This window comes from Echinicola salinicaeni (genome assembly GCF_014280965.1).
Lineage (GTDB): Bacteria > Bacteroidota > Bacteroidia > Cytophagales > Cyclobacteriaceae > Echinicola > Echinicola salinicaeni.
In genome coordinates this window covers 133,948-156,532 of the sequence record NZ_JACODZ010000007.1, presented here as the reverse complement: position 1 = coordinate 156,532, position 22,585 = coordinate 133,948, and the positions used below count along the sequence as shown (strand labels likewise).

Below are 22,585 nucleotides of genomic sequence, written 5' to 3'. Positions count from 1 at the left end.
TGAATTCATGCCATGGTGCATAGTCATGGCATGAATATCTCTTTCAATAGATATATTAATATATAACTTTAGCATACTAGTTATTCAATACAAATTTTACAAATGCGTCTTCAAAAGAAAATAGAAATCATGGATACCACTTTGAGGGATGGAGAACAAACCTCAGGCGTATCCTTTTTGCCTTCTGAGAAGCTCCAGATAGCTAAATTGCTTTTGGAGGAACTGAAGGTGGATAGGATTGAAGTGGCTTCCGCCAGGGTTTCTGAGGGAGAACTGGAAGGGGTGAAGAAAATCACGCATTGGGCTTCAGAAAAGGGGTATTTGGATAAAGTTGAGGTACTGGGGTTTGTGGATACGCCCGCCTCAGTAGATTGGCTGACCGAGGCAGGCGCCAAGGTGCTCAATCTACTTACCAAAGGTTCCCTGAATCACCTAACCTACCAATTGAAAAAAACACCTGAGCAACATTTTAGTGATATTGCCAAGTGTATTGCATATGCTGCTGAAAAGGGTATTTCGGTAAATGTATATCTGGAAGACTGGAGCAGTGGCATGCGTAACAGCAAGGATTATACCTTGAGATTAATCGAGTTTTTGGTTGGGCAAGGTGTTCGCAGGATTATGCTTCCCGATACTTTGGGACTTCTTAAACCTGCTGAGGTGGCCCATTTTGTTTCGGAAGTGACGGGCAGTTATCCAAACGTTCATTTTGATTTCCATGCCCATAATGATTATGACCTATCTGTAGCCAATGTTTTGGAAGCAGTGAACAATGGGATTTCAGGAATCCACAGTACCATAAATGGTCTTGGAGAACGTGCAGGAAATGCTCCACTAGAAAGCATTGTAGCTAGTATCACTGACTTTACAGATGTACAGTTAAATGTCCAAGAAAATAAAATCTACCGTATCAGTAAATTGGTAGAGCAGTTTTCTGGACTTCATATTCCCTCTAACAAACCAGTAGTAGGTGAAAATGTGTTCACCCAGACCGCAGGTATTCATGCCGACGGTGACAATAAAAAAAATCTTTATTTTAATGACCTGCTTCCGGAGAGATTTGGAAGGACAAGGAAGTATGCCCTAGGTAAGACTTCTGGAAAAGCCAATATCCTTAAGAACCTGATGGAACTGGGAATTTCCCTTGAACCTGATGAATTGACCAAAGTGACTCAAAAGATCATTGAATTAGGTGATCAAAAAGAAAGAGTTACAACAGAAGATTTGCCCTATATCATTTCTGATGTATTGCAGAATAATTCTATCAAAAAGGATATTAGCATAGAAGGTTATCATATGACCCATTCTAAGGGATTAAAGCCAACCGTGCAGTTGCGATTAAAGATCAAGGATAAGTTTTATGAAGCTCATGCCTCAGGAAATGGACAGTTTGACTCTTTTATGCTTGCGCTTCATAAGATATACCAATCATTGGAAAAGCCACTTCCAAAGTTAACAGACTTTAGTGTGAGTATTCCACCAGGAGGAAAAACCGATGCATTTGTGGAGACGGTAATCACTTGGGAATTAGGAAGGATTTTTAAGACTAAAGGCTTGGATAGCGACCAGACAGTGGCGGCAATGATGGCCACTGAGAAAATGCTCAACATCATTGAACAAATCAATACAGGAAAACCAGAAAACAAGAATTTATATGGAAATGAATCTAGCGCTATTACCGGGTGACGGTATTGGCCCTGAAGTGATCGATCAGGCAGTAAAGGTGGTTAAAGCAGTTGGTCAAAAATTTGGCCATACGATTTCTTTTAAAGAAGCAGTTGTAGGTGCTGCAGCTATTGATGCTACTGGAAACCCTTACCCTGATGCAACCCATGAGGTTTGTATGCAGTCAGATGCCGTATTGTTTGGCGCTATTGGTGACCCAAAGTATGACAACGATCCAAAAGCTAAGGTAAGACCTGAACAAGGCTTGTTGGCCATGAGAAAGAAATTGGGACTTTTCTCTAATGTAAGACCTACATTCACTTTCCCTTCATTGATCCATAAGTCTCCATTGAAAAAAGATCGTATCGAAGGAACTGATTTTGTGTTCTTAAGGGAATTGACAGGAGGTGTCTATTTTGGTGAGCCTAGAGGAAGAAATGAGCAAGGTACTAAGGCTTTTGATACCAATGTTTACTCTAAAGAGGAAGTAGAAAGATTGGCCAGAATGGGCTTTGAATTCGCTCAGAAGAGAAGGAAATTATTGACCTGTGTAGACAAAGCCAATGTAATGGCTACATCTAGATTGTGGAGAGAAACCGTTCAGGAGCTAGAAGCTGAATACCCTGATGTAAAAGTGGAGTATGAATTTGTTGATGCTGTAGCCATGAGGTTGATCCAGTGGCCTAAGGCTTATGATGTGTTGATCACAGAGAACCTTTTTGGTGATATCTTGACTGATGAGGCAAGTGTGATCTCAGGATCTATGGGCTTGATGCCATCTGCATCTTTGGGAACTGATGTGAAATTGTTTGAGCCTATTCACGGTTCTTATCCTCAAGCTGCTGGTAAGGATATTGCCAATCCGTTGGCGACTGTACTTTCTGCAGCCATGATGTTTGAATATGCCTTTGATCTTCAGGAAGAAGCCAAAGCCATTTCTGATGTGGTTAATCTTTCTCTTGCTGAAGGGGTAGTTACTGAAGATATTGCTGAAGGTGGAAAGTCTTATAAGACCTCAGAAGTAGGAGACTGGTTGGCTGAGCAAATTTTGAAATAATTAGTTTGCCGCTGATATGAATAGTTATGACGGAGTCCTATGAGGGCTCCGTTTTTTGTTAGGTACTTATTATACATAATTTTTTATATTGAGTTATTATGAAAGAACAGTTCCTCCATTTCGTGCTCAAAATAATATCTCTTAATCAGGATGAGCAGGAGAAGTTGACTTCAATTTGTGATATTACTCATTTGAAAAAGGGAGAACTATGGCTTAGGGAAGGTCAAATTCCCAAATCTTTTGCTTTTTTAGCACAGGGAATATTGAGAATTTACTATGCGGATGATCAAGGGAGCTATGTTACAAAAAGCTTTTTCCAAAAGGGAAGTGTTGTCTCGGCTTATACAGCTATGCAGGGGAATGAAGCAGCTTATTTTAATATAGAAGCATTAACTGAAACTGTTTTGGTAGAAGTGAATTATCAGAAATGGTTGGAAATGTATCATACTAACTCTGGTTGGAAAGATTTTTTGCTAACATTACTTACCAAGGGATATATCAAAAAGGAAAGGCGTGAGAGGGAATTGTTACAGCTTTCTGCTGAAGACCGTTACAATAATTTTTTGAATGAATATCCGGATCTTGACAAAAAAATAAATCAGCATTATATCGCATCCTATCTAGGAATCACTCCTGTAGCTTTGAGCCGAATAAGAAAAAAAATGGGTTTGATTAACATGGGTTAATGAAATTGACTCTTGAAGCTGCTTAATTGTAGAAAAAAACGATTATGCAACTTCATAACAATACCATATTTATTACGGGAGGGAGTTCGGGAATAGGACTAGAATTGGCTAAGAGGTTTATTGAAAAAGGGAATAAGGTACTGGTCTGTGGTAGGTCCAAGGTAAAATTGGATAAAGCAAAGCAAATGCTTCCTGAATTAGTTGTCTATCAATGCGATATTTCTGTCAAAAAAGAATGCAGAAGGCTGTTTCAAAGAATTTCAGTTGAGTATCCAGATTGTAATGTGCTGATCAATAATGCTGCAATTGTTCATAGGACGAATTTTCATGAGGATGAGGATATGGTCAATAAGGCTGAACTTGAAATAGCTACTAATTTGATCGCTCCTATAGTCTTGACCAAGTTGTTTTTGCCCTTACTTCTCAAAAATTCCGGTTCGTATATCATTAATATTTCATCAGGATTGGTCTATAGTCCAAAAGCTGCATACCCCATTTATAATAGTACTAAAGCAGGTTTGCATTCGTTTTCCCAAACGATGCGTATGCAGTGTGAGCATTCCTCCCTTAGTTTGGTTGAAGTATTTATGCCAGTGGTGGATACTCCTTGGCATAGTGGCAATGTGCCTCAAATGGCTATTAGCGTGGATCAAGCTGTGCGTAAAATGTTAAAGGGGCTTGAAAAGGGACAGATGGAAATAAAAGTAGGGAAGGTGAAAATGCTTTATTGGTTACACCGGTTTTTTCCTTCTTTGGCATCAAAAGTCATTAATTGAGGCAATTAATGTCCATCTTAGCAGCCCTGGCCCAAATTTCTTTTATTAAAAGTACTATTCTAGTAATTTCATTCAGATATAAAAAAAACAATTATGAGTAGGGAAGTAATACTTTATATCGCCATGAGTTTGGATGGCTATATTGCTACAGAAGATGATAATATCGACTTTTTGTCCAAGGTGGATGTGCTAGGGGAGGATTATGGATATGGTGATTTTCAGCATCAGGTAGATACATTGATTTGGGGAAGAAAGACCTATGATAAGCTATTGTCCTTTGGTATTCCTTTTCCACATAAAGACAAGAAATGTTATGTGCTTTCAAAGAGCAGAACCGGGAGGAATGAGGATATAGAGTATTATGGTGGAGATTTGGTTGAATTAATTTCCAAGCTGAAAAATGAGGAAGGTAAAAATATTTACTGTGATGGTGGAGGTGAAGTAGTTTTTAGTCTGTTAAAGAATAAGTTGATAGACAAAATGATCATATCCATTATTCCCCATTTATTAGGAGCAGGTAAAAGACTTTTTAATGATGGAAGGCCAGAGCAAAGTATGGATCTGATGAAAAGTGTTTCATATCCTTCAGGCTTGGTGCAGCTATGGTATGATATGAAAGATTAAATGAGGAGCCATATATAGAGCATTGTCGATCCATATATGGCTTTTAAGGCTTTAACTTTTCATGATTTTCATCATTTCGGCAACACCTTCAAGATACCGATCAGTTACTTCATCGTCTGGTGTGATGTCCCAGTTATTTTCTATTCCGTTCCCGCCAAGCATAATGCCGTCTTTTCTAGGTATAAAATATACGCCAGACATACTTGCCCTATAAGTTAATTCAGGTTGGGGGATTAGAAAGCAAAGCTGTCCTGAAATGGGCATCATTTCTTCGTCTCCAAATAACTCAAGGGAGCCTAGTCCTGTACAATTGGCGATGCATTTTTGTGGAAGCGCATCGATGTCCTCTGGTTTATTGAAAGTCTTAAATTCGATTTTACCTCCTGCCAGAAGGAAATCATCCCGTAGCATTTTCATAAAGATGGGGATATTGAAAATGGTGGTGGGAGATTTATAGACATGCTTTACTTTAAATGGATTATCTCTATGGTTCAGCTGGTTTGGTGAAGGATAAAAGTTCATTTCATGGCTGAAAAGCTGGGCTTTGGCAGCATATTTTTGATGACCATTATTTGAGGAATGGTCATTGGATGCAATATGGTAGTTCTCCATCCAATTGACCATTTGGTTGATGCCCAACAATCTTTGAAAGGTGTTGAAAGAATGGGAGCAGGCCTGCTGAAACATCTCCGTGAAGGCTGGAGTAATGTTCTCCTTTAAAATCAGTCTGGAAGTCGGTGACCAGGTTCCTGTGGCCATGGCTGAGGTGACTCTAGGGAAAACTTCTTTGGTGTAAATGGTGACATTATAGCCTCTGTCTTGAAGGGTTCTGGCCGTAGTCAAACCAATGATGCCACAGCCTATTACTGCAACTTCTTTGCTGTATAAAGTGTCAATGATATCAGCAGCAATTTTTGAAGTGCCCCAAGAAAGTGACCACCCACTGCCTCCATGGCCATAATTATGAACAATTTTTTTATTGTCCAATTCTTGCAATTCAATTCTCGGTCCCTTTTTTCTAAATGGCCTTAAGCCTACAGATTCTTTTATGACTCGCTTTTTAGAAACATTTACCTTGGGAAGGCCTTTTGAGGAATTGATATAGAAATTGCCGTCTGACCCTGTAGGGATATAGCGGGTACAAGCTCCAAGACCTAAGCCTGTACTTAAGCCTACCAATGTGGCTTTCCTAATAAAGTCTCTTCTGTGATTTTTCATTGATTACCCTTTTGTTTGAGTTGTTAAATATTAATTGGCTTATTATTTAAACTTATAAGGGTAACTATAGGGAAGTAATTAGAGCTTGGTCATCTCTTTCCTAAATTATGAAAATTTTATTGATATTCTAGTTTTGTTGAAGAAAAAGTCGTTAATGTCGGTTTTATTTACAAAAGCATTAAAAAAAAATGATCTTATTTGGAACTAGAAATTGCCACCAAGTTGTCCTAAATAAATAAAAGGGATAAAAAAAAGCTCCCTTTTGGGAGCTTTAAAGATTATTTCAAGTCTGTAAGCTTTTCCATGATATCTTCAGAGATGCCGGTGCTGGAATAACCGCCATCGTGGTATAAGTTCTGCATGGTAACCATTCTGGTATAGTCAGAGAACATGGTGACGATATACTCTGCACAGGCTTCGGCAGAGGCATTCCCTAGTGGAGAAAGTGACTCGGCAAAGTTAAAGAAAGAGTTGAATCCTCCAATTCCTGAACCCGCAGTAGTCACTGTAGGTGATTGAGAGATGGTGTTTACCCTAACTTTTTTATTTTTACCATATCTGTATCCAAATCCTCTGGCAATACTTTCCAATAGGGCTTTGGCATCAGCCATATCCGTATAAAATGGATAGACTCTTTGGGCAGCGATATAAGAAAGGCCTACTATAGAACCCCATTCGTTCATTACATCTTGCTTTTCTGCTACTTGCATCATCTTATGGAAAGACAAGGCAGAAATATCATAAGACTTCATGGCCCAATCATAATTAAGGTCTCCATACTCTCTGCCTTTTCTGATATTTGGAGACATTCCAATAGAGTGCAATAAGAAGTCAAAGTTTCCACCTAAGAATTCCTTTGCTTCTGCATATAGTTTTTCGATGTCTTCTACTGAAGTGGCATCAGCAGGGATGACGATGGTATCACATTCTTTTGCCAATTCTTGGATTGCACCCATTCTCATAGCGATAGGGGCATTGGTAAGGACAAACTTAGCTCCTTGCTCTTTAGCCTTTAGAGCGGTTTTCCAGGCAATAGAGTTTTCATCCAATGCACCGGTAATAATTCCTTTTTTTCCTTGAAGTAGATTCTCAGGCATGATATGTTTTTTAATTGATTTCGCTTAAATAATCCGTAAAAATAAATAAAATTTTAGGCAAACTTACGTGATTGATATGATAAATGTCTTTCTCTAACTTTCTAGGAAGAAAGATCAGGTTTTACTTTAATAGATCCATGGCACTTTTAAGTGCAGATTCTGAAGGGTTGGCTCCTGCAATCATTTTTGCAATTTCTGTTATCCGCTCCTCTTCATCTAAAGTACGGATCTTACTAATGGTTCGGTCTGAACTATTGTCCTTGTAAACAAAATAATGCCTATCTCCTTTAGCTGCTACTTGAGGTAAGTGACTAATACAAATAACCTGATGGTTCTCTGCTATTTGCTGCATCATCAATACCATCTGTAAGGCCACTTCACCGGAAATCCCTGTGTCTATTTCATCAAATATCAATGTCGGGAGGGCTACCTTGTCGGCCATGATATATTTAATGGCAAACATTAATCTGGAGAATTCACCACCTGAAGCAACCTGTCGGATAGCTTGTGGCTTGACTCCTTTGTTGGCTGAGAACATGATTTCGACCTCATCTGTGCCATTTGAGCTAGGTGCTATTCGGTCATGTGAAAATTCTATTTTTGCATTTTCCATACCCAGCTGGCCTAGAAGTCCTGTTATTTCCTGAGCAAATTCCTTGAAGCTTTTTTGACGTTTTTTGGAAAGCACCTCTCCCGCTTTTAATAGGCTTTGCCATGCTTGATCGGTTTCATTTTTCAAGCGCTCCAATTCTTCATCTAAATGATCGATCTGAAAGGCCTTTTCAGCCAGCTCTTTTTCCAGTTCCATCAATTCTTCCACAGACTGAAGACCATGTTTCTTCTGTAGTTGGTAGATCTTGCTCAGTCTTTCCCTGATTTCTTCCAGCTTTTCAAAATCAACCTCTATCTTACTGTCCTCATCCTCTAAGGTGGCAGAAATATCATTGACCTCGATGCATACACTTTCAAATCGCTCTTTGAGCTCAACGAATCTGTTGCTAAAACGGCCCAGTTGCTGAAGTCCCTGGTTGACTTGCATCAGTAGGGTAGTGGCAGCAAGTTCATCACCATTCAATAATTGGAGGTTTTCATTGATTTTGGCTTTGATTTCCTCCGCGTTATCGAGGATTTCCTGCTCATTTTCAAGTTCTTCTTGTTCTCCTTCTTGCAAACTGAGTGCAGAAAGTTCCTCCAGTTGGAATTGATTGAAATCAGCTTCTTTTCTTAGTTCAGCTGCTTCATGGGCAAGTTTATCAAATGCTTTATTGACTTTTCTATAGGTTTTGTATGCTTGATTGTATTGTTCTCTTTCTGCTTGGGTTTGGGCAAAGGCATCAATTAGGTTTAATTGATATTCTCCAGCTCCCAAAAGTAGGGTGTCGTGCTGGGAGTGAATATCCATTAAGGATTTTCCTAGGTTTTTTAGCACTTCCAGTTTTACTGGTGTGTCATTGACAAAGGCCCTTGATTTGCCTGAAGGAGCTATTTCCCTTCTAATGATACATTGCGACTCAAAGTCCAAATCTTCTGATTCAAAATAGTGTTCCAGCCCATAATTGAGGATGTCAAATTCTCCTTCAATAATACATTTTTTAGAATCATTGAAAAGGGATTTGGTGTCGGCCCTATTTCCTAATAATAGTCCCACCGCACCTAGCATGATGGATTTACCTGCTCCTGTTTCACCAGTAATCATATTCAATGAACTGGAAGGCGTCATTTCCAAAGTTTCAATTAATGCATAATTTGAAATGCTCAGGCTTTTTAGCATACTGTAATAATGTTTTTCTTTGATTGGAGGTAAAAGTAAGCAAAAACCAGCTATCCTTTGAGGATGTCATTGTATTTTCTGGCATTGTTAGGGTCTACTTTAAGCAGAATATCAACAGCCTGTTGTTGGATTTCCTCTGGTGCATTTTTGAGTACTTTACTGATTTCATCAGATTTGGCATCCATAAAAGATATTGCCAAAATACTATTCGGTATAGTACGGTTTACTTCTTCCAGTTTTTGAAGGGCAGCTAGGATGTTTTTGTAAGCATCTTCTGGAGACTTAGTCAATTGGTCCATACCCATTCTATGATATAGATAATAGGCCTCCCTGATGGAGCGGGTAACCTGTGAACTGTAAAGTTCGTCCATCAGCCAATAGCGGTTTCTTCTATTGCTCGGACTTTGTTCCCAGCCAGGTCTTGAAGATTGCTGAGCATTGGATACAATATTATTGGCAATCTCCAAATAGGGCTCTCCCCCCTCAGGGGAAAAGGTGTCATAATCTATCCCAATGACAATATTGGCGTAATAAGCCAAAAGGGAAGTTATTTCGCTCAAATGGGAATACCTATTGAATTCCATGGGCTGTGATTCAAGAAATTCAAAACTCCAATTTCTGTCTACAAAGTTGAAGGTAAGGCTTTCATAGCTCGTGCCATAGATAGGGCGGACGGCTTGTATTTGTACGGTAGCTTCAAAGAAACCGACTTGAGGCATGTCATTAATCGTGATCAAAATATTCCCTTTGATGCGCTCTTCTTGGGTAAACTGGTCATTGGTCCAGCTTCGTCCATTTAAAAACTGCTCAAAGGAGTTTTTCATTTGATCAAAAATATCTTTGTTTTGGGTTCTGGCCCTGTCGCTATTGATCGCAACCGTAAAGTTGAGTTCCTGCGCTGCAACCTGAAATGTGGATATAAAGCATAAAAGTAAAATCAGTTTGATCCTCATATTCTTTGGGTAATGCTTAAATATAAAAATAATGTTCTAATCAGTTTTCTGGATCCAGTTGTTTTTTTAACGAGTCAATAATTAAATCGGCGATTGCAGATTTGGGTAATAAGTCAGTGACCTGCTTTTGGCCTGATTGATGAAAGATCGTTACTTTATTGGTGTCATGTTTGAAACCTGCCCCTGAATCATTCATGGAATTAAGTACAATAAAGTCAAAGTTCTTCTTTTTTAGCTTGGCTTGGGCATTCTCTTCCTCCTGGTTTGTTTCCAATGCAAAGCCAATATGGAATTGGCCTTCTTTTTTTACTCTACCCAAGCTTGCTGCTATGTCCACGTTTTTCTTTAGGACTATGGACATGCTTTCTTCATTTTTTTTGATCTTTTCTTTGGCCGGATCAGCTGGGGTATAATCGGCCACAGCTGCCGCAAAAATACAAATGTCCATATGAGGATGCACAGCTTGGGCAGCCTTGTACATGTCTTGGGTGCTCGTTACTGGACTTATTTTGATATTAGGATGGTTGACCTCGATATGGCTTGGTCCTAGGATCAGGTCAATTTTGGCCCCACGACTCGCGAGGTTTTCAGCAAGGGCGACACCCATTTTTCCACTGGAGTGATTGCCTATGAATCTCACCGGATCTATGGCCTCTTGGGTTGGTCCTGCAGTGATCATTATTTTTTTACCTTCAAAATCTTTTGACTTGTTGAAGTGATGAATGATCTTTTTCAAGATGTGCTCAGGTTCCATCATTCTACCTTGACCACTGAGTCCACTGGCCAATTCTCCGCTTTCTGCGTCCAAGATGATATTGCCATATTCCTTTACTACAGCAAGATTTGATCGAACAGAGGGGTGTTGGTACATGTCCAAGTCCATTGCAGGAGCCAGCATTACTGGGCAGCGAGCTGAAAGATAAGTAGCGGTAAGTAAATTGTCAGAATTGCCCTGGGCAAGTTTGGAAAGGGTACTTGCACTAAGCGGGGCTATAAGAAAAATGTCTGCCCAAAGTCCCAGTTCTACATGGTTGTTCCATTCACCGGTTTCATTTTTATGAAACTGGTGATATACTGGTCTTTTGGAAAGAGTAGATAATGTCAGAGGGGTAATAAAGTCAAGAGCAGAAGTACTCATAATGATTTGTACTTCTGCTCCTTCTTTGACCAGTAATCTGGTTAAGTGAGCTGCTTTATAGGCGGCAATGCTTCCTGTAACAGCAAGTAATACTCTTTTGCCTTGCAGCTGCATGATGATTATTCTTCTTCTGAATCAATATTCGGGTTACGGAAGTGGACTTTGTCATCCATAAACTCTTCCATGGCCAAATTAGTAGGCTTTGGCATTCTTTCGTAGAATTTGGAAATCTCTATTTGTTCCTTGTTTTCAAAAACTTCTTCCAAATTGTCTACAGTAGAAGCAAATTCAGATAGCTTGTTGTTTAATTCTTCTTTGGTAGCCAATGAGATTTGCTTGGCTCTTTGAGCTACGATATGAAGGGACTCATAAAGGTTGCCAGACTTTTCGGCTACTTTGTCCAAGTCTCTAGTGATAATTGAAGGATTAACTGCCATATTGATATAAAGTTTATTTTCTATTTGATCGAATTATTTGCTGCCAGCATTGGCAGGCTTTATTGCTTCTTCTAGCTCAACTTCTTCTTCCTTTTCTTCTTGTTGTTCTTTTTTTAGAGCGGCTTCTCGGGCTTTGATTTCCTCATACTGCTTTTTCAGCTTTTGATGGGAATTCAATTCAGACCTTGATTGCTCAATCAAAGAAATTACTTCATTATTGAAATCACTAGAAGGATATTTTCTCTTGAAATCTTCTCCAAATTCAATGGCATCCTCAAGTCTTTCTTCTTTTTTATTAAAAACACTTCTTTCAGCATAAGCTGTGCTTACCTCTACTAACTTATAAGCTAGCTCTTCATTGTGTTCACTGTTTGGATACCTTTTGGCAAAATTTTGGAAGTTAACTATACAAGCCAAGTAGAATTGACCGGGGAAAAGCCCTTCTGTAAGTCTATAGTACATTTGAGACTCTTCGTAAGCCTTTTTCTCAAACCTTGACTGAAGATCTGTCACCATGCTCATCGCACGTTCGTAAGAATCTGATTCTGGGAACCTGTTGATGAATTGTTGGATGGCCGATACAGCCTCTTTGCTGCTCTTTTGGTCCAAATTATAGTCAGGAGCATCCATGTATAGGGAGTAAGCATGCATAAATAATGCTTCCTCTGCCATTGGACTTCGGCTATAGCTTTGGTAGAAATTGTTGAAATAACTTGCTGCTTCTATATATCTTTTTAATCTGAAATGGGCGTACGCATAGTTGAACTGGGCCAATTCAGACTTTTCGCTTCCACGGATTACTGGTAATACCTTATCGTAAAGGATAATGGATTTACTGTACTCACCTTCTTGGTAGTATTCGTTGGCCGCAGTGTAAACGTCATCCCAGTTGGTACTTTTCTCCAGCTTGTAAAACTTGCCGCAGGAACCTAATGAGATGATGATTACAAATAGTAATGTATACTTAATAACTGTGTTCATCATTTTCAATCTGCAAATATAAGGGAATTTGATTCTGTATCAAAGTTAGTTAGCGTGTATCTAGCAAGGATTATTTTTTGACAACGAGCTTCTTGGTGACTATATTTTTACCGTTGACAATCAAGGTGTATAAATATACCCCAGGGTTAAAGTCACTGACATTGATCAGAAGTGTTTTTTGTTGGGGGGAAAGCGTCAATTCTTCAATTGGGTTTCCAATAAAGCTATTGATCGCCAGTTTAATTGTAGCATTAGGATCTTTTATCTGATAATCTATTTGGGCAATTCTATTACTTGGATTGGGGTAAACTTCACCAAAAGATATAGCTTCATGATCTACGATTTCAGCATCTTTAGGCGCGAAGACTTCATATACCCCTTCTATGATGAATACATCACGAAGATTCTCGGTATTGGAGAAATGTAGGTCAAAAGTACCTTTAGTTTCCGTAATTCCCGTGCTGAATTCTATATAAAGATCTGTGAATATCTCACCTGGTTCAAGGCTTATTTTAATTTTAGCCAGATCTTTTCTAGGATCAAAACATTGTTCTCCTATACACAAACTAATATCTTGAGAGGAACCGATTTCACCACGCATGAATTTCAAAACATATTCCTTTGCTTCGTCGGAATCATTTTGAAGAATAATGGATTGTCTTTGGGTACTATTGATTTTTCCGGTGAATTGGGCTTTATCGCTTAGTACACGCACCTGTCTTGCTTCAACTGCGGACAGTTGAAAAAAGATAAAAAACATGGTGAGTAGCGATAAAAAATTTTTCATGTAAATGTTATTCCAATAAGATGTTCTTTTAATCCGTTGTAATCCTTTATGTTATACGTATAAAAATACCGATAAGATTTGTTCTTTTAAAAGATTTGCGGTTAAAAAATGTTAACCCCTGTAAAATTTATTTAAATGGTAATCGTTTTGGCTGTTTTTAAGGGAAAAGCTTAAGGAGTTTTTATGTTTTTATTTTGGCTATTTAACCATTCATTTATGATTTCTTGAATTTCATCCTCGTTCGGGTAAGGGATTCTGATGTTTGGTTCATTGAATAGGTTGGATGGATTTTCTTCCTTTTCACGAGGTTTTCTCCATTCATTAATCATTGCCATATCAGGCCTTTCCTCAATGCGCCATGAAAACCCTTTTAGTTGGGTGACCTTTTCAGTGATAAGGTGTGGTGGGATAAAAGATGCTTCTGGGTTTATGGTATGATTGATTTTACTCACATTCCCATTTTCAAAATGCATGATTATTTTGCCACATAGTAATGTGTTGATACCCTGAACAGTGGTGTCGTTTTCCAATGCGTAATATAGTGACTCTCCATTGCCATCAACATCTAATCTGGATATGTCCCCTTCTGCAAAGTGACCAGTCATTTGCCTCCCTTTGATTTGGTTAAAGTTGGCAATGGTGTCTGCTGTAATCACAAAGGAGTTTTCTTTAAGAAAAACCTTGTCTATGTCTTCATTGGCAATTACAAAATTTATGCTGTCTGCCGATATTTGGCTTTTATTGTTCCAAAGCAAGGGGTCCCTGTAAAGATAGATAGTGGAGTCAGAATAAACATATGCTGTTGAGTCTGCCCTGCCGGATAAATTCCCTTTGATCATTCTTGTGTTTGGGAATGCAAGCATGTACCTGTTTTCTGCAGATTCGCTGTCTTGACTGATCAAGGTGTCAGCGGCCATGTAGAGCGTGTCCTCCTTGAAATATTTTTGAACAAGTGCATTGCCAAATACCTCAGAGTATTTTCTGCCTTCCCAGTATTGTCCCTTGTCACCAAATATTTCAAGGTTCCTTTCTTTGTTGAAGATGCTGACATTTTCTCTGGCTTCATAATACTTCTTGGTATCATCATAAAATAGGGTGTCGCCAGAGACCCTGCTGGTTTCATTTTCAACATCACCTTGGAAGAACCTAAATAATTTGTTTTGTGTGTCATAGAAACTGCCCTTTTTGGCATTCAGCTCATCTCCTTCTGGGGATCTTATATTGGTTAATCCTTCAGTTTCTGCTGTTTTGTTGAGGGTATAGTAATAAAGTATATTGGATTTAAGGGTGTATTCAGGGTTGATCAGTATGACATTGTCTTGGAAAGTTATTTTTTCTATCTGTGTTTCATAGCGGCCTTTTTGGCTGGTCAGAACATTGGTGGAGTCCACTACTTTGCCAAAATTATAATAATCAGCTATGCCATGCCTTCTGTCATAATCTAGGAAGTCAGTGTAAAGTGTGGTGCTGGCTTTTTTGAATACCACATTGTCCCTAAGTTTTGCTAGCTGTGTATTTCCGTCATAATCTGCGTAGCGGCTAGTGCTGGAAACAGTATCTACAGGGTTGTTCATTCTGACATTCCCAAAAAGCTTGGCCTTGTTTTCCTTTTCATAGAAATATGCCGAATCACAATAAATCATGGTGTTATCCTGTTTCATCACCACGTTATTGATCAGCTTTTGGATATTACCTACAGATCGAAGCCTGTCGGACTTAATGATCTTCAGGGTTTTTGAAGCTTGGTTTTGAGCCTGGCTGAATTCAAAGCTGAAAATTAAAAATATCAGTGAAAGGAAGTATGTTGGATTCTTTTTTAGCATTCTGGTTTATATGAACGACAAAATTAATCAAAAATGGTATTTTTGGTTTATGCTTGATCAGTTTATCCAACATATACGGGGAAAAAATCTTTTAGATACCAGTAAGCGCTATCTTTTGGCCATTAGTGGAGGGATTGATAGTGTTTGTTTGGCTGTGCTATTGAAAAAAGCACAGATTAATTATACGATGTTGCATTGTAATTTTGGCTTGAGGGGAAATGAAAGCAATGGCGATGAGCATTTCGTTCAAGAACTTGCCAAAAGCTTGAAGGTGCCGTTATATGTGAAATATTTTGATACAAAAGCGTATGCTGCTTCCCAAGGTGTTTCCACCCAAATGGCCGCTAGAGAGCTTCGCTATCATTGGTTTGAAGAAATCCGTAGGGAAGAAGGCTTTACAGGTATAATAGTGGGACACCATGCTGACGACCAATTGGAAACTATTCTTTTGAATTTACAGAGAGGAACAGGTATAGAAGGAGTATATGGCATGTCTGATATTAGAGATCATATCATACGGCCATTATTGCCGTTTGGGCGGAAGGATCTTGAGGAATATGCCGCCAAAAAAGGTATTGCCTGGAGAGAAGACAGCTCCAATAAGGAAAGTGATTATAAAAGGAATTTTCTAAGGAATGAGGTTTTGCCATTGATGAAGTCCCAGGATCCTTTAGTGGAGGATAAGCTTCATCAAAGTTTTGATAGATTAAAAGATACGGGACGGGCATTTTTTTACCTGTACGATGCTTGGTTGAACAAGAATGTCAAAGAAGAAAACCAAGTTCTTTTTATGAAAAAGTCCGTATTGGATAATGTGCCGGGTAAGAAATCATTGCTGTATTATTGGTTGAGAAATTATGGCTTTAATTCGGACCAGGTGGCAGATATGTTGGTGGTGATTGAGGCTGGCGAAGTAGGGCGTAGGTTTACAGGCAAGTCATATATGGTAAATATTGATAGGGAGTATATCTATTTGGGTGACCTTGAGTCAAGGAATAATGACTTGAGCATCGAGAAGAATGATTTGGTCATTAATTTGGGAAAAAAATTCTATGATATATTGGTCTTGGAAGAAGGTTATTCCTTAGATAAAAACCCAAAAAATGCGATGTTGGACAGAGGGAAATTGGATTTTCCCCTGCAAATAAGAAACTGGAAGGAAGGTGATAGGTTCAGGCCTTTAGGTATGAAAAAGTTTAAAAAAATCAGTGATTTTTTGATAGATTTGAAAGTACCTGTAATTGCTAAAAGAGAAACTAATGTCCTGTGTGATGCTAATGGTGAGATTGTTTGGGTGATGGGATACAGGGTTGATGATCGCTATAAGGTCTCACCTGCCACAAAAGAGGTGATGTATTTAAAATTAAAATAGAGGCATATGCTTAACCCTTTTAAAAGAACCTATTCAGAGGGAGAATTAGAAATTTTTGAATTTTTAGCCAATACCGTTTTTTTCAATAAACTGAAATATGCGGAAATGTATCGTTTTTTATCGGCTATCCATAATAGGAAATATGTAAAGGACGAGGTGGTGTTTTTTAGAAATGACCCTAGTCAGGCATTATATATAGTAAAAAGTGGACAGGTAAGCCTCAATGTCGATATAAGAAATGATTTTGAAAATATACTGAGGTTAAGAAGGGGGATGGCTTTTGGGGAAAATTCCCTTTTGACAGATGCAAAACGAGTCTATACAGCCATAGTGGATTCGGAAGAGGTGGAGTTGATGGTTATTCCGCATTATGCCGTTAAGGAAGTTTTTGACAGTAGCCCCAAAATCAAGGCAAAGATGTTGGCATCACTTGCTGAGTACTATAATGCCAATAATCACAGGTTGTTTTCTGCCTACAAAAGTTCCTTTGGATTTTTCAAGCTAGGGCAGATGTTTGAGTAATTAGTTCGGTCATGCTCAAAGTTCTTGTGCTTATAGCCGAATAATGGCTTCAACTAATCAATAGAATACTTTATTAAATAGGCTTTCTTTAATATCTTAGCGGAGCTTTTCAAAAGTTCAATCAAAAAAATAAAATAAATCATAAATCATGACTAAAGTAACCGTAGTTGGAGCCGGTAATGTGGGTGCTACTTGCGCTGATGTATTGGCATACAGAGAAATCGCTGAGGAGATTGTATTGGTAGATATTAAAGAAGGTGTAGCTGAAGGTAAAGCTTTGGATATTTGGCAAAAAGCTCCTATCAATGCTTATGACAGCAGAACTGTAGGAAGTACAAATGATTATACCAAAACTGCTGACTCAGATGTGGTAGTAATTACTTCAGGTCTTCCTCGTAAGCCAGGTATGACCCGTGACGACTTGATCGAAACCAATGCAGGTATCGTGAAATCAGTTACGGAAAATGTGATCAAGCATTCTCCTGATGCTATCGTGATCATCGTATCTAACCCACTTGATGTGATGACATTCCAAGCTCATATCACTTCTAAACTTCCTCGTACTAAAGTAATGGGAATGGCTGGTATCTTGGATACTGCTCGTTACCGTGCGTTTATCGCTGAGGAGTTGAATATTTCTCCAAAAGAAATCCAAGCAATTCTTATGGGTGGTCATGGTGATACGATGGTGCCACTTCCTAGATATACTACAGTAGCGGGTATTCCGGTGACTGAGTTGATCGACAAGGACAAGTTGGATGCAATTATCGAAAGAACTAAGTTTGGTGGTGGTGAATTGGTGAAACTAATGGGAACTTCCGCATGGTATGCACCAGGTTCAGCAGCAGCCCAGATGGTTGAGGCTATTGTTAAAAACCAAAAAAGAGTATTCCCTGTTTGTATCAAATTGGAAGGTGAATATGGAATTGATGATTGTTATTTAGGTGTACCAGTGATTCTAGGTAAGAATGGTATAGAGAAGGTTATCGAACTTGATCTTAATGATGACGAAAAAGCATTATTGGAAACCTCCAGAACTCACGTAAAAGAGGTGATGTCTGTATTGGAAAATATCGCTGCTAAATAAATTTAGTTAGATGAATTAGTTTCAAAATCCCGGCCATTTGGTCGGGATTTTGTTTTTTTGATGGAAGGATAGTTTGATTGTATTACTGTAAGTTTTTAATTTACTAAATTGAGTAAACCTTAATTGGCTGGAAGAGTATGTTAAAGCGTCTTTTGGTGATTTTGCTTGTCGCAATTATTGGATTGGCAGCTTACCTTTTTTATAGTTCAAAAGTTTTTACAGAAGAGATAGATGCAGTGGATTTGGTATCGGACCAAGCTGTATTTGTATTTGAAACTGAGGAGCCTGTTCAGGTGTGGAACCAGCTGGTCAGCCAGCGCATCTGGAAAAGACTTTCTGATGTGCCTTCTCTGAAAAGTGTAGAAAATCAATTGGTTGTTTTGGACAGCCTTACTGGTAAAGGAGGGAAATTGGAGAGTACTTTGAAAGGAAACCAGTTTGTCGTCTCTCTACATCCTACGGCCAAATCAGAATTCGATTTTCTGTTTTTAGTGGCTTTTAAAGAAAAACAACAGGATCAATTTATAGCCTCCATTAGAGAAAAAGTAAGGCCAGAAAGTATCAATAATAGGCTTTATAGTGGAGAAACTATTTTTGAATATAAGGACGAGGAGAACCAGACAACCTTGTCTTTTGCACTACTTGAAAATGTTGTTGCGGCAAGTTATAATTCATTTTTGATTGAGGAGGCAATACGCTATGTGCAATCTGAAAAATTAAACAGCTTTAAGGATACTTATAGTGAGCTCTACAAAGCTCAAAGTGCTTATAAAGATGGTTATGGGATTTTTAGGATGGGCAGTAAAGGAGTGGCTACTTTTATAAAAGGAATTGTGAAGGAGGAACATCTTGGGTTGATCAATAATTTTTCCCAACATCAAATTGCTGCTAACCTTGAACTGAAGTTTGCTGAGAATAAGGTTTTTCTAGATGGCTTTACTTTTTACCAAGATGGAAAAAAAATGGACTTCTCCAATGAGAAAAGAGGAGGAGGCAGCCTGTTCAGTAATTATATTTCCAATCGCACCTCGATTTATTATCAATACAATATCAACGAAACTTCTCAAATCCAAGATATTCCGAATTATGCCTTCGAAAGAAAGAATACTCTATTAGGTGAAGTGGAAAAATACTTGGTGAACAAAGGTTTCTTGGACAGGCTGACAGGAGAAATTGGTTTTATGATTCTGGAGGAATTACCTAATATGGATACTGATAAGGTGGTTATCTTGAAAACCGCTGAACTGGAAGAACAATTAGATCTATTGAAATCATTTAGCCTTTCATTAAGTCAGGGGGACACCAGTCAGCTGATTAGTAACTATTATAAGGAAAATGAAGTCTTTATGATCAATCAGGATGAGTTTCCTGCTCATCTTTTTAATGGACAGTTTTTGGGTTTTAACAGAACTTATGTCAGCAGTTATGAAGATATGCTGGTATTTGCTAATAATATGAAAGCCGTAAAGGTGTTTTTGGATGATATCTACAATGACAATACCTGGGGCAGGTCCATTAATCAAAGGCGGTTTTTAGAAGGCGTATCCAAGAATGCCGGGTTTAATTTTATAATGAATATACCACGTTTCTGGAATACCCTTCTGAAGGTAAGTACTCCAGATTGGCAGGCATTACTGCAAAAATATGCCCCTCAGCTTAAATCAATCGACTTGGTAGCTTTGCAACTCAGTGAACTAGGAGACGAGCAATATGTGAATTTGGAATTGGGTTATAATTTGGCCCCAATTAAAACTGTTCAAGATATTCTATTGGCTGAAAGTATGGAGTTGGAATTTGAACAGGAGTTGGTTTATGGGCCTAAAGCCATAGAAAACTTTAATGACAGAAGCACTGATTTTCTGGTTCAAGATAAATCCAATACCATTCACTTTTTTAATGATGAGGGCGAACGGATATTTAATAAGCGTTTAAATGGAAGGGTAGTAAGTGATATTTTTCAAATAGATTATTATAAGAACGGAAAGCTTCAAGTGTTATTCGCTACTGAAAGTGCAATTTATGCTTACGATAGGTTGGGCGATCCTTTGCCGGGATACCCCATGTACATGCCTGATGGTGTGACAATAGCTCAGTTGAATTTGGTGGATTATAATAATACCAGAGACTACAGGTACTTTGTGGGGGCTACAGCAGGGGAGCTGTATATATTTGATAAAAAAGGAAATAACCTGGAAGGTTGGACACCTAGGGAGACGTCGGGAAGATTGGCAAGTGCGCCTGCCCATCATAGACTATCTGGAATTGGAGATTATATGGTGGCTTTAAATGCAAATGGTGAGTTATATATCATGAACAGGAGAGGGGAATTACAAACTGGCGGCCCTGTGAACTTAGGAGAAGGAGTTTCAACAGATTATGTTCTATTGCAACGTGGTGACCATAGTGATACGCAGATGGAGACCATTACAGCTGAAGGAGAAGTAGTTCGTGTGAATTTTAGGGGAGAAGTGACTTTTAGAAATCAGTTATTGAGACCAGAAACTAATACAGCGTTTAACCTGGTCAAAGATCAGTCTGGAGACCAATATTTGTTTGTGATACATGAGTTCAATAAAGTAACTGTCATGAATACGGAATTGGAAGTTTTGTTTGAGAAAAATATGGCTTCGGAGGAATTGGAGTTCCAGTTCTATTCTTTTGGCTCAGATAAAAATATCTTTGTGATCATAGACAAGATACAAGAGTTTATATATCTATATAACCTTGAAGGAGAGCTGTTAAATACCCGGCCTATTAATGGTAGCCATAAGATAGAAGTGAAATATTCAGGAAGTAAAAATGAATATAGCATTTATGCCATTCATCAAAATCGTTTTGCAAGCTATAAAATGCCTCTCTAAGTAAGGTGTAGTTTGTACTTTGTAATTATGTAGATTTGTGAAATCTTCAAAAAAATACTTGAATTATGGGATTCCGAGTGAAGCTGTTCCTACTGGGATGGGCAATTATTATAAGTAATAGTATAAATGCGCAGGTTTTACCTGATGTTCCAAATGCTGGGGTAAATGATACTGTATCCTATTCAAACCTATCCTCACCCTATCATACTACCTTGACTTTTTTTCATAATTTGCAAGAAGAGAACTTCAGGCCAGAAGTGGCAGCAAAGGCTTTAGGAGGTGACCTGACAGATAAAAGAGCTGTCAATCAGGCGGTGGAGTTGAAGCAGATCTTTGATGGAAAAGGGGTCTTTGTAGATATAGATAATATTCCAAATGAGCATGATTATGTAGATAGCACACATAATTATCAAGCCAAATACTTTTTTGATACCAATCGGTTGCCTATGATCTTTCTTGAGAAAGATGGGGACAACTGGGTTTTTTCACGGTTTACTGTGGCTAAGATTGATGAAATGCATAAAGATACCTATCCTTATGGAACAGATAAGTTGCTGAACTTATTACCAAAGATAGGTCAGCAGGAATATTTTGGACTTCATTTGTGGCAATTGGTAGGGATTTTCATCCTAATACTATTTGTTTTTCTTGCCCATAAATTGTTCACCTTTATAGTTGACAGGGGAATGTACCATCTGTCAGTGAAAATCGGTTATGCACATGTCGCGGAAAAGTATCTTTTGCCTGTGGCAAGGGTGGTCAGTATTTATTTTATTGTGCTCCTGTTGGACTTATTTATAAGGGTTTTACAGTTGCCTATAGAGATGATTGCTTGGATAGCGATACTGTTAAATGCAGCCAAACCCTTTATCATTACCATTGTATTTTATAAGCTGGTTGATTTACTGTCCGCTTATTTTGAGAGGCAGGCAGATAAGACCGAATCCAATCTTGATGACCAGTTGGTTCCTTTGGTAAGAAAAACACTGAAAGCCTTTGTGGTGGTAGTGGGATCTTTGTTTATCCTGAAGGAAGGTCTTCAAGTCGATATCTGGCCCTTCCTAACAGGGCTTTCGATAGGTGGTTTGGCCTTTGCATTAGCCGCTCAGGATACTATCAAAAACTTTTTTGGATCTGTGATGATCTTCATTGATAAGCCCTTTCAAGTGGGAGATTGGATCACTAGTGGAGATGTAGATGGTACCGTGGAAGAAGTTGGTTTTAGATCTACAAGGGTGAGGACTTTTAGGAATTCATTGATGTATATCCCTAATGGAAAAATTGCCGATGCCACTGTTGATAATCATGGTCTTAGGCAGTACAGGAGGTTTTACAGCACGATTACAATTACCTATGATACTCCTCCCGAACTGATCAATGTGTTTGTGGACGGATTAAGGGAGATAGTGAAAAGCCATCCAAAAACTAGAAAGGATTATTATAATGTGTATTTCAATAATATGTCCGCATTTAGTCTGGATATCATGTTTTATGTTTTCTTCGAGGTGCCTACCTGGGGAGATGAGCTCCAAGCAAGACATGAGGTGTTGATTAAAATAGTAAAGTTGGCCAATGAGCTAGGGGTCAATTTTGCCTTCCCAACCCAAACGGTTCATATGGAAACTTTCCCGGAAAAACAGGGTTCATCTCCGGTGTATGAAGACAATATAGACCATTACAAAAAGCGACTGGATGCTTTTGTAAAAAGTGAAATGGGAAAGAAATAATAA

At 38.5% G+C, this 22,585-nt stretch carries 19 protein-coding genes; 10 read left to right on the top strand and 9 right to left on the bottom strand.

All coding sequences use genetic code 11. The features are described 5' to 3' along the window. The first annotated feature begins 102 nt into the window (after nucleotides 1-102). From H7U17_RS14815 to H7U17_RS14795, 5 genes are all read left to right on the top strand, one after another. The gene (locus H7U17_RS14815) at nucleotides 103-1,686 is read left to right on the top strand and encodes an alpha-isopropylmalate synthase regulatory domain-containing protein (protein WP_186757531.1); all 1,584 of its coding nucleotides are present in this window, start codon (nucleotides 103-105) and stop codon (nucleotides 1,684-1,686) included. Then, nucleotides 1,655-2,722, top strand: coding sequence for a 3-isopropylmalate dehydrogenase (leuB, locus tag H7U17_RS14810; RefSeq protein WP_186757530.1), 1,068 nt, complete (start codon nucleotides 1,655-1,657; stop codon nucleotides 2,720-2,722). Before H7U17_RS14815 ends, leuB begins: the two co-directional genes overlap by 32 nt. Nucleotides 2,723-2,820: 98 nt before the next feature. Next, the gene (locus tag H7U17_RS14805) at nucleotides 2,821-3,408 is read left to right on the top strand and encodes a Crp/Fnr family transcriptional regulator (RefSeq protein ID WP_186757529.1); all 588 of its coding nucleotides are present in this window, start codon (nucleotides 2,821-2,823) and stop codon (nucleotides 3,406-3,408) included. 44 nt (nucleotides 3,409-3,452) lie between these two features. Then, complete coding sequence (locus H7U17_RS14800) at nucleotides 3,453-4,184, top strand: SDR family oxidoreductase (RefSeq protein WP_186757528.1); 732 nt, start codon at nucleotides 3,453-3,455, stop codon at nucleotides 4,182-4,184. A gap of 93 nt (nucleotides 4,185-4,277) precedes the next feature. Next, on the top strand, nucleotides 4,278-4,808 hold the full coding sequence (locus tag H7U17_RS14795; protein ID WP_186757527.1) for a dihydrofolate reductase family protein: 531 nt from the start codon (nucleotides 4,278-4,280) through the stop codon (nucleotides 4,806-4,808). Between the two features lie 51 nt (nucleotides 4,809-4,859). Here the strand turns inward: H7U17_RS14795 and H7U17_RS14790 are convergent, their stop codons facing one another. The 9 genes from H7U17_RS14790 to H7U17_RS14750 form a co-directional block, all read right to left on the bottom strand. Continuing rightward, a complete protein-coding gene (locus H7U17_RS14790; RefSeq protein WP_186757526.1) occupies nucleotides 4,860-6,026 on the bottom strand; it encodes an FAD-dependent oxidoreductase in 1,167 nt (388 codons plus the stop codon). A gap of 278 nt (nucleotides 6,027-6,304) precedes the next feature. Then, a complete protein-coding gene (locus H7U17_RS14785) occupies nucleotides 6,305-7,123 on the bottom strand; it encodes an enoyl-ACP reductase FabI (RefSeq protein ID WP_186757525.1) in 819 nt (272 codons plus the stop codon). A gap of 121 nt (nucleotides 7,124-7,244) precedes the next feature. Then, nucleotides 7,245-8,894 (bottom strand): DNA repair protein RecN, encoded by a 1,650-nt coding sequence (gene recN, locus H7U17_RS14780; protein ID WP_186757524.1) that lies wholly within the window; start codon nucleotides 8,892-8,894, stop codon nucleotides 7,245-7,247. 50 nt (nucleotides 8,895-8,944) lie between these two features. After that, a complete protein-coding gene (porD, locus tag H7U17_RS14775) occupies nucleotides 8,945-9,847 on the bottom strand; it encodes a type IX secretion system protein PorD (RefSeq protein ID WP_186757523.1) in 903 nt (300 codons plus the stop codon). 40 nt (nucleotides 9,848-9,887) lie between these two features. Further along, a complete protein-coding gene (gene coaBC, locus H7U17_RS14770) occupies nucleotides 9,888-11,099 on the bottom strand; it encodes a bifunctional phosphopantothenoylcysteine decarboxylase/phosphopantothenate--cysteine ligase CoaBC (RefSeq protein WP_186757522.1) in 1,212 nt (403 codons plus the stop codon). Between the two features lie 5 nt (nucleotides 11,100-11,104). Further along, on the bottom strand, nucleotides 11,105-11,422 hold the full coding sequence (locus H7U17_RS14765; RefSeq protein ID WP_186757521.1) for a DNA-directed RNA polymerase subunit omega: 318 nt from the start codon (nucleotides 11,420-11,422) through the stop codon (nucleotides 11,105-11,107). A 33-nt stretch (nucleotides 11,423-11,455) separates the two neighbouring features. Further along, nucleotides 11,456-12,403: an outer membrane protein assembly factor BamD gene (locus H7U17_RS14760; protein ID WP_186757712.1), complete on the bottom strand. Its 948-nt coding sequence runs from the start codon at nucleotides 12,401-12,403 to the stop codon at nucleotides 11,456-11,458. Between the two features lie 70 nt (nucleotides 12,404-12,473). Beyond that, nucleotides 12,474-13,190: a T9SS type A sorting domain-containing protein gene (locus H7U17_RS14755; protein ID WP_186757520.1), complete on the bottom strand. Its 717-nt coding sequence runs from the start codon at nucleotides 13,188-13,190 to the stop codon at nucleotides 12,474-12,476. Between the two features lie 170 nt (nucleotides 13,191-13,360). Beyond that, nucleotides 13,361-15,013, bottom strand: a complete 1,653-nt coding sequence (locus H7U17_RS14750; RefSeq protein ID WP_186757519.1) for an OstA-like protein — start codon at nucleotides 15,011-15,013, stop codon at nucleotides 13,361-13,363. Between the two features lie 10 nt (nucleotides 15,014-15,023). On the opposite strand from H7U17_RS14750, the gene tilS reads away from it, so the two are divergent. From tilS to H7U17_RS14725, 5 genes are all read left to right on the top strand, one after another. Then, nucleotides 15,024-16,385, top strand: coding sequence for a tRNA lysidine(34) synthetase TilS (gene tilS, locus H7U17_RS14745; protein WP_230981436.1), 1,362 nt, complete (start codon nucleotides 15,024-15,026; stop codon nucleotides 16,383-16,385). A 6-nt stretch (nucleotides 16,386-16,391) separates the two neighbouring features. Beyond that, nucleotides 16,392-16,907 carry a Crp/Fnr family transcriptional regulator gene (locus tag H7U17_RS14740; RefSeq protein WP_186757518.1) on the top strand — a complete coding sequence of 172 codons (516 nt, stop codon included), beginning with the start codon at nucleotides 16,392-16,394 and terminating at the stop codon, nucleotides 16,905-16,907. Between the two features lie 148 nt (nucleotides 16,908-17,055). Beyond that, a complete protein-coding gene (mdh, locus tag H7U17_RS14735) occupies nucleotides 17,056-17,994 on the top strand; it encodes a malate dehydrogenase (RefSeq protein WP_186757517.1) in 939 nt (312 codons plus the stop codon). A 137-nt stretch (nucleotides 17,995-18,131) separates the two neighbouring features. Further along, a complete protein-coding gene (locus tag H7U17_RS14730; protein ID WP_186757516.1) occupies nucleotides 18,132-20,855 on the top strand; it encodes a hypothetical protein in 2,724 nt (907 codons plus the stop codon). Nucleotides 20,856-20,920: 65 nt separating this feature from the next. Further along, the gene (locus H7U17_RS14725) at nucleotides 20,921-22,582 is read left to right on the top strand and encodes a mechanosensitive ion channel family protein (protein ID WP_186757515.1); all 1,662 of its coding nucleotides are present in this window, start codon (nucleotides 20,921-20,923) and stop codon (nucleotides 22,580-22,582) included. Nucleotides 22,583-22,585 lie beyond the last annotated feature (3 nt).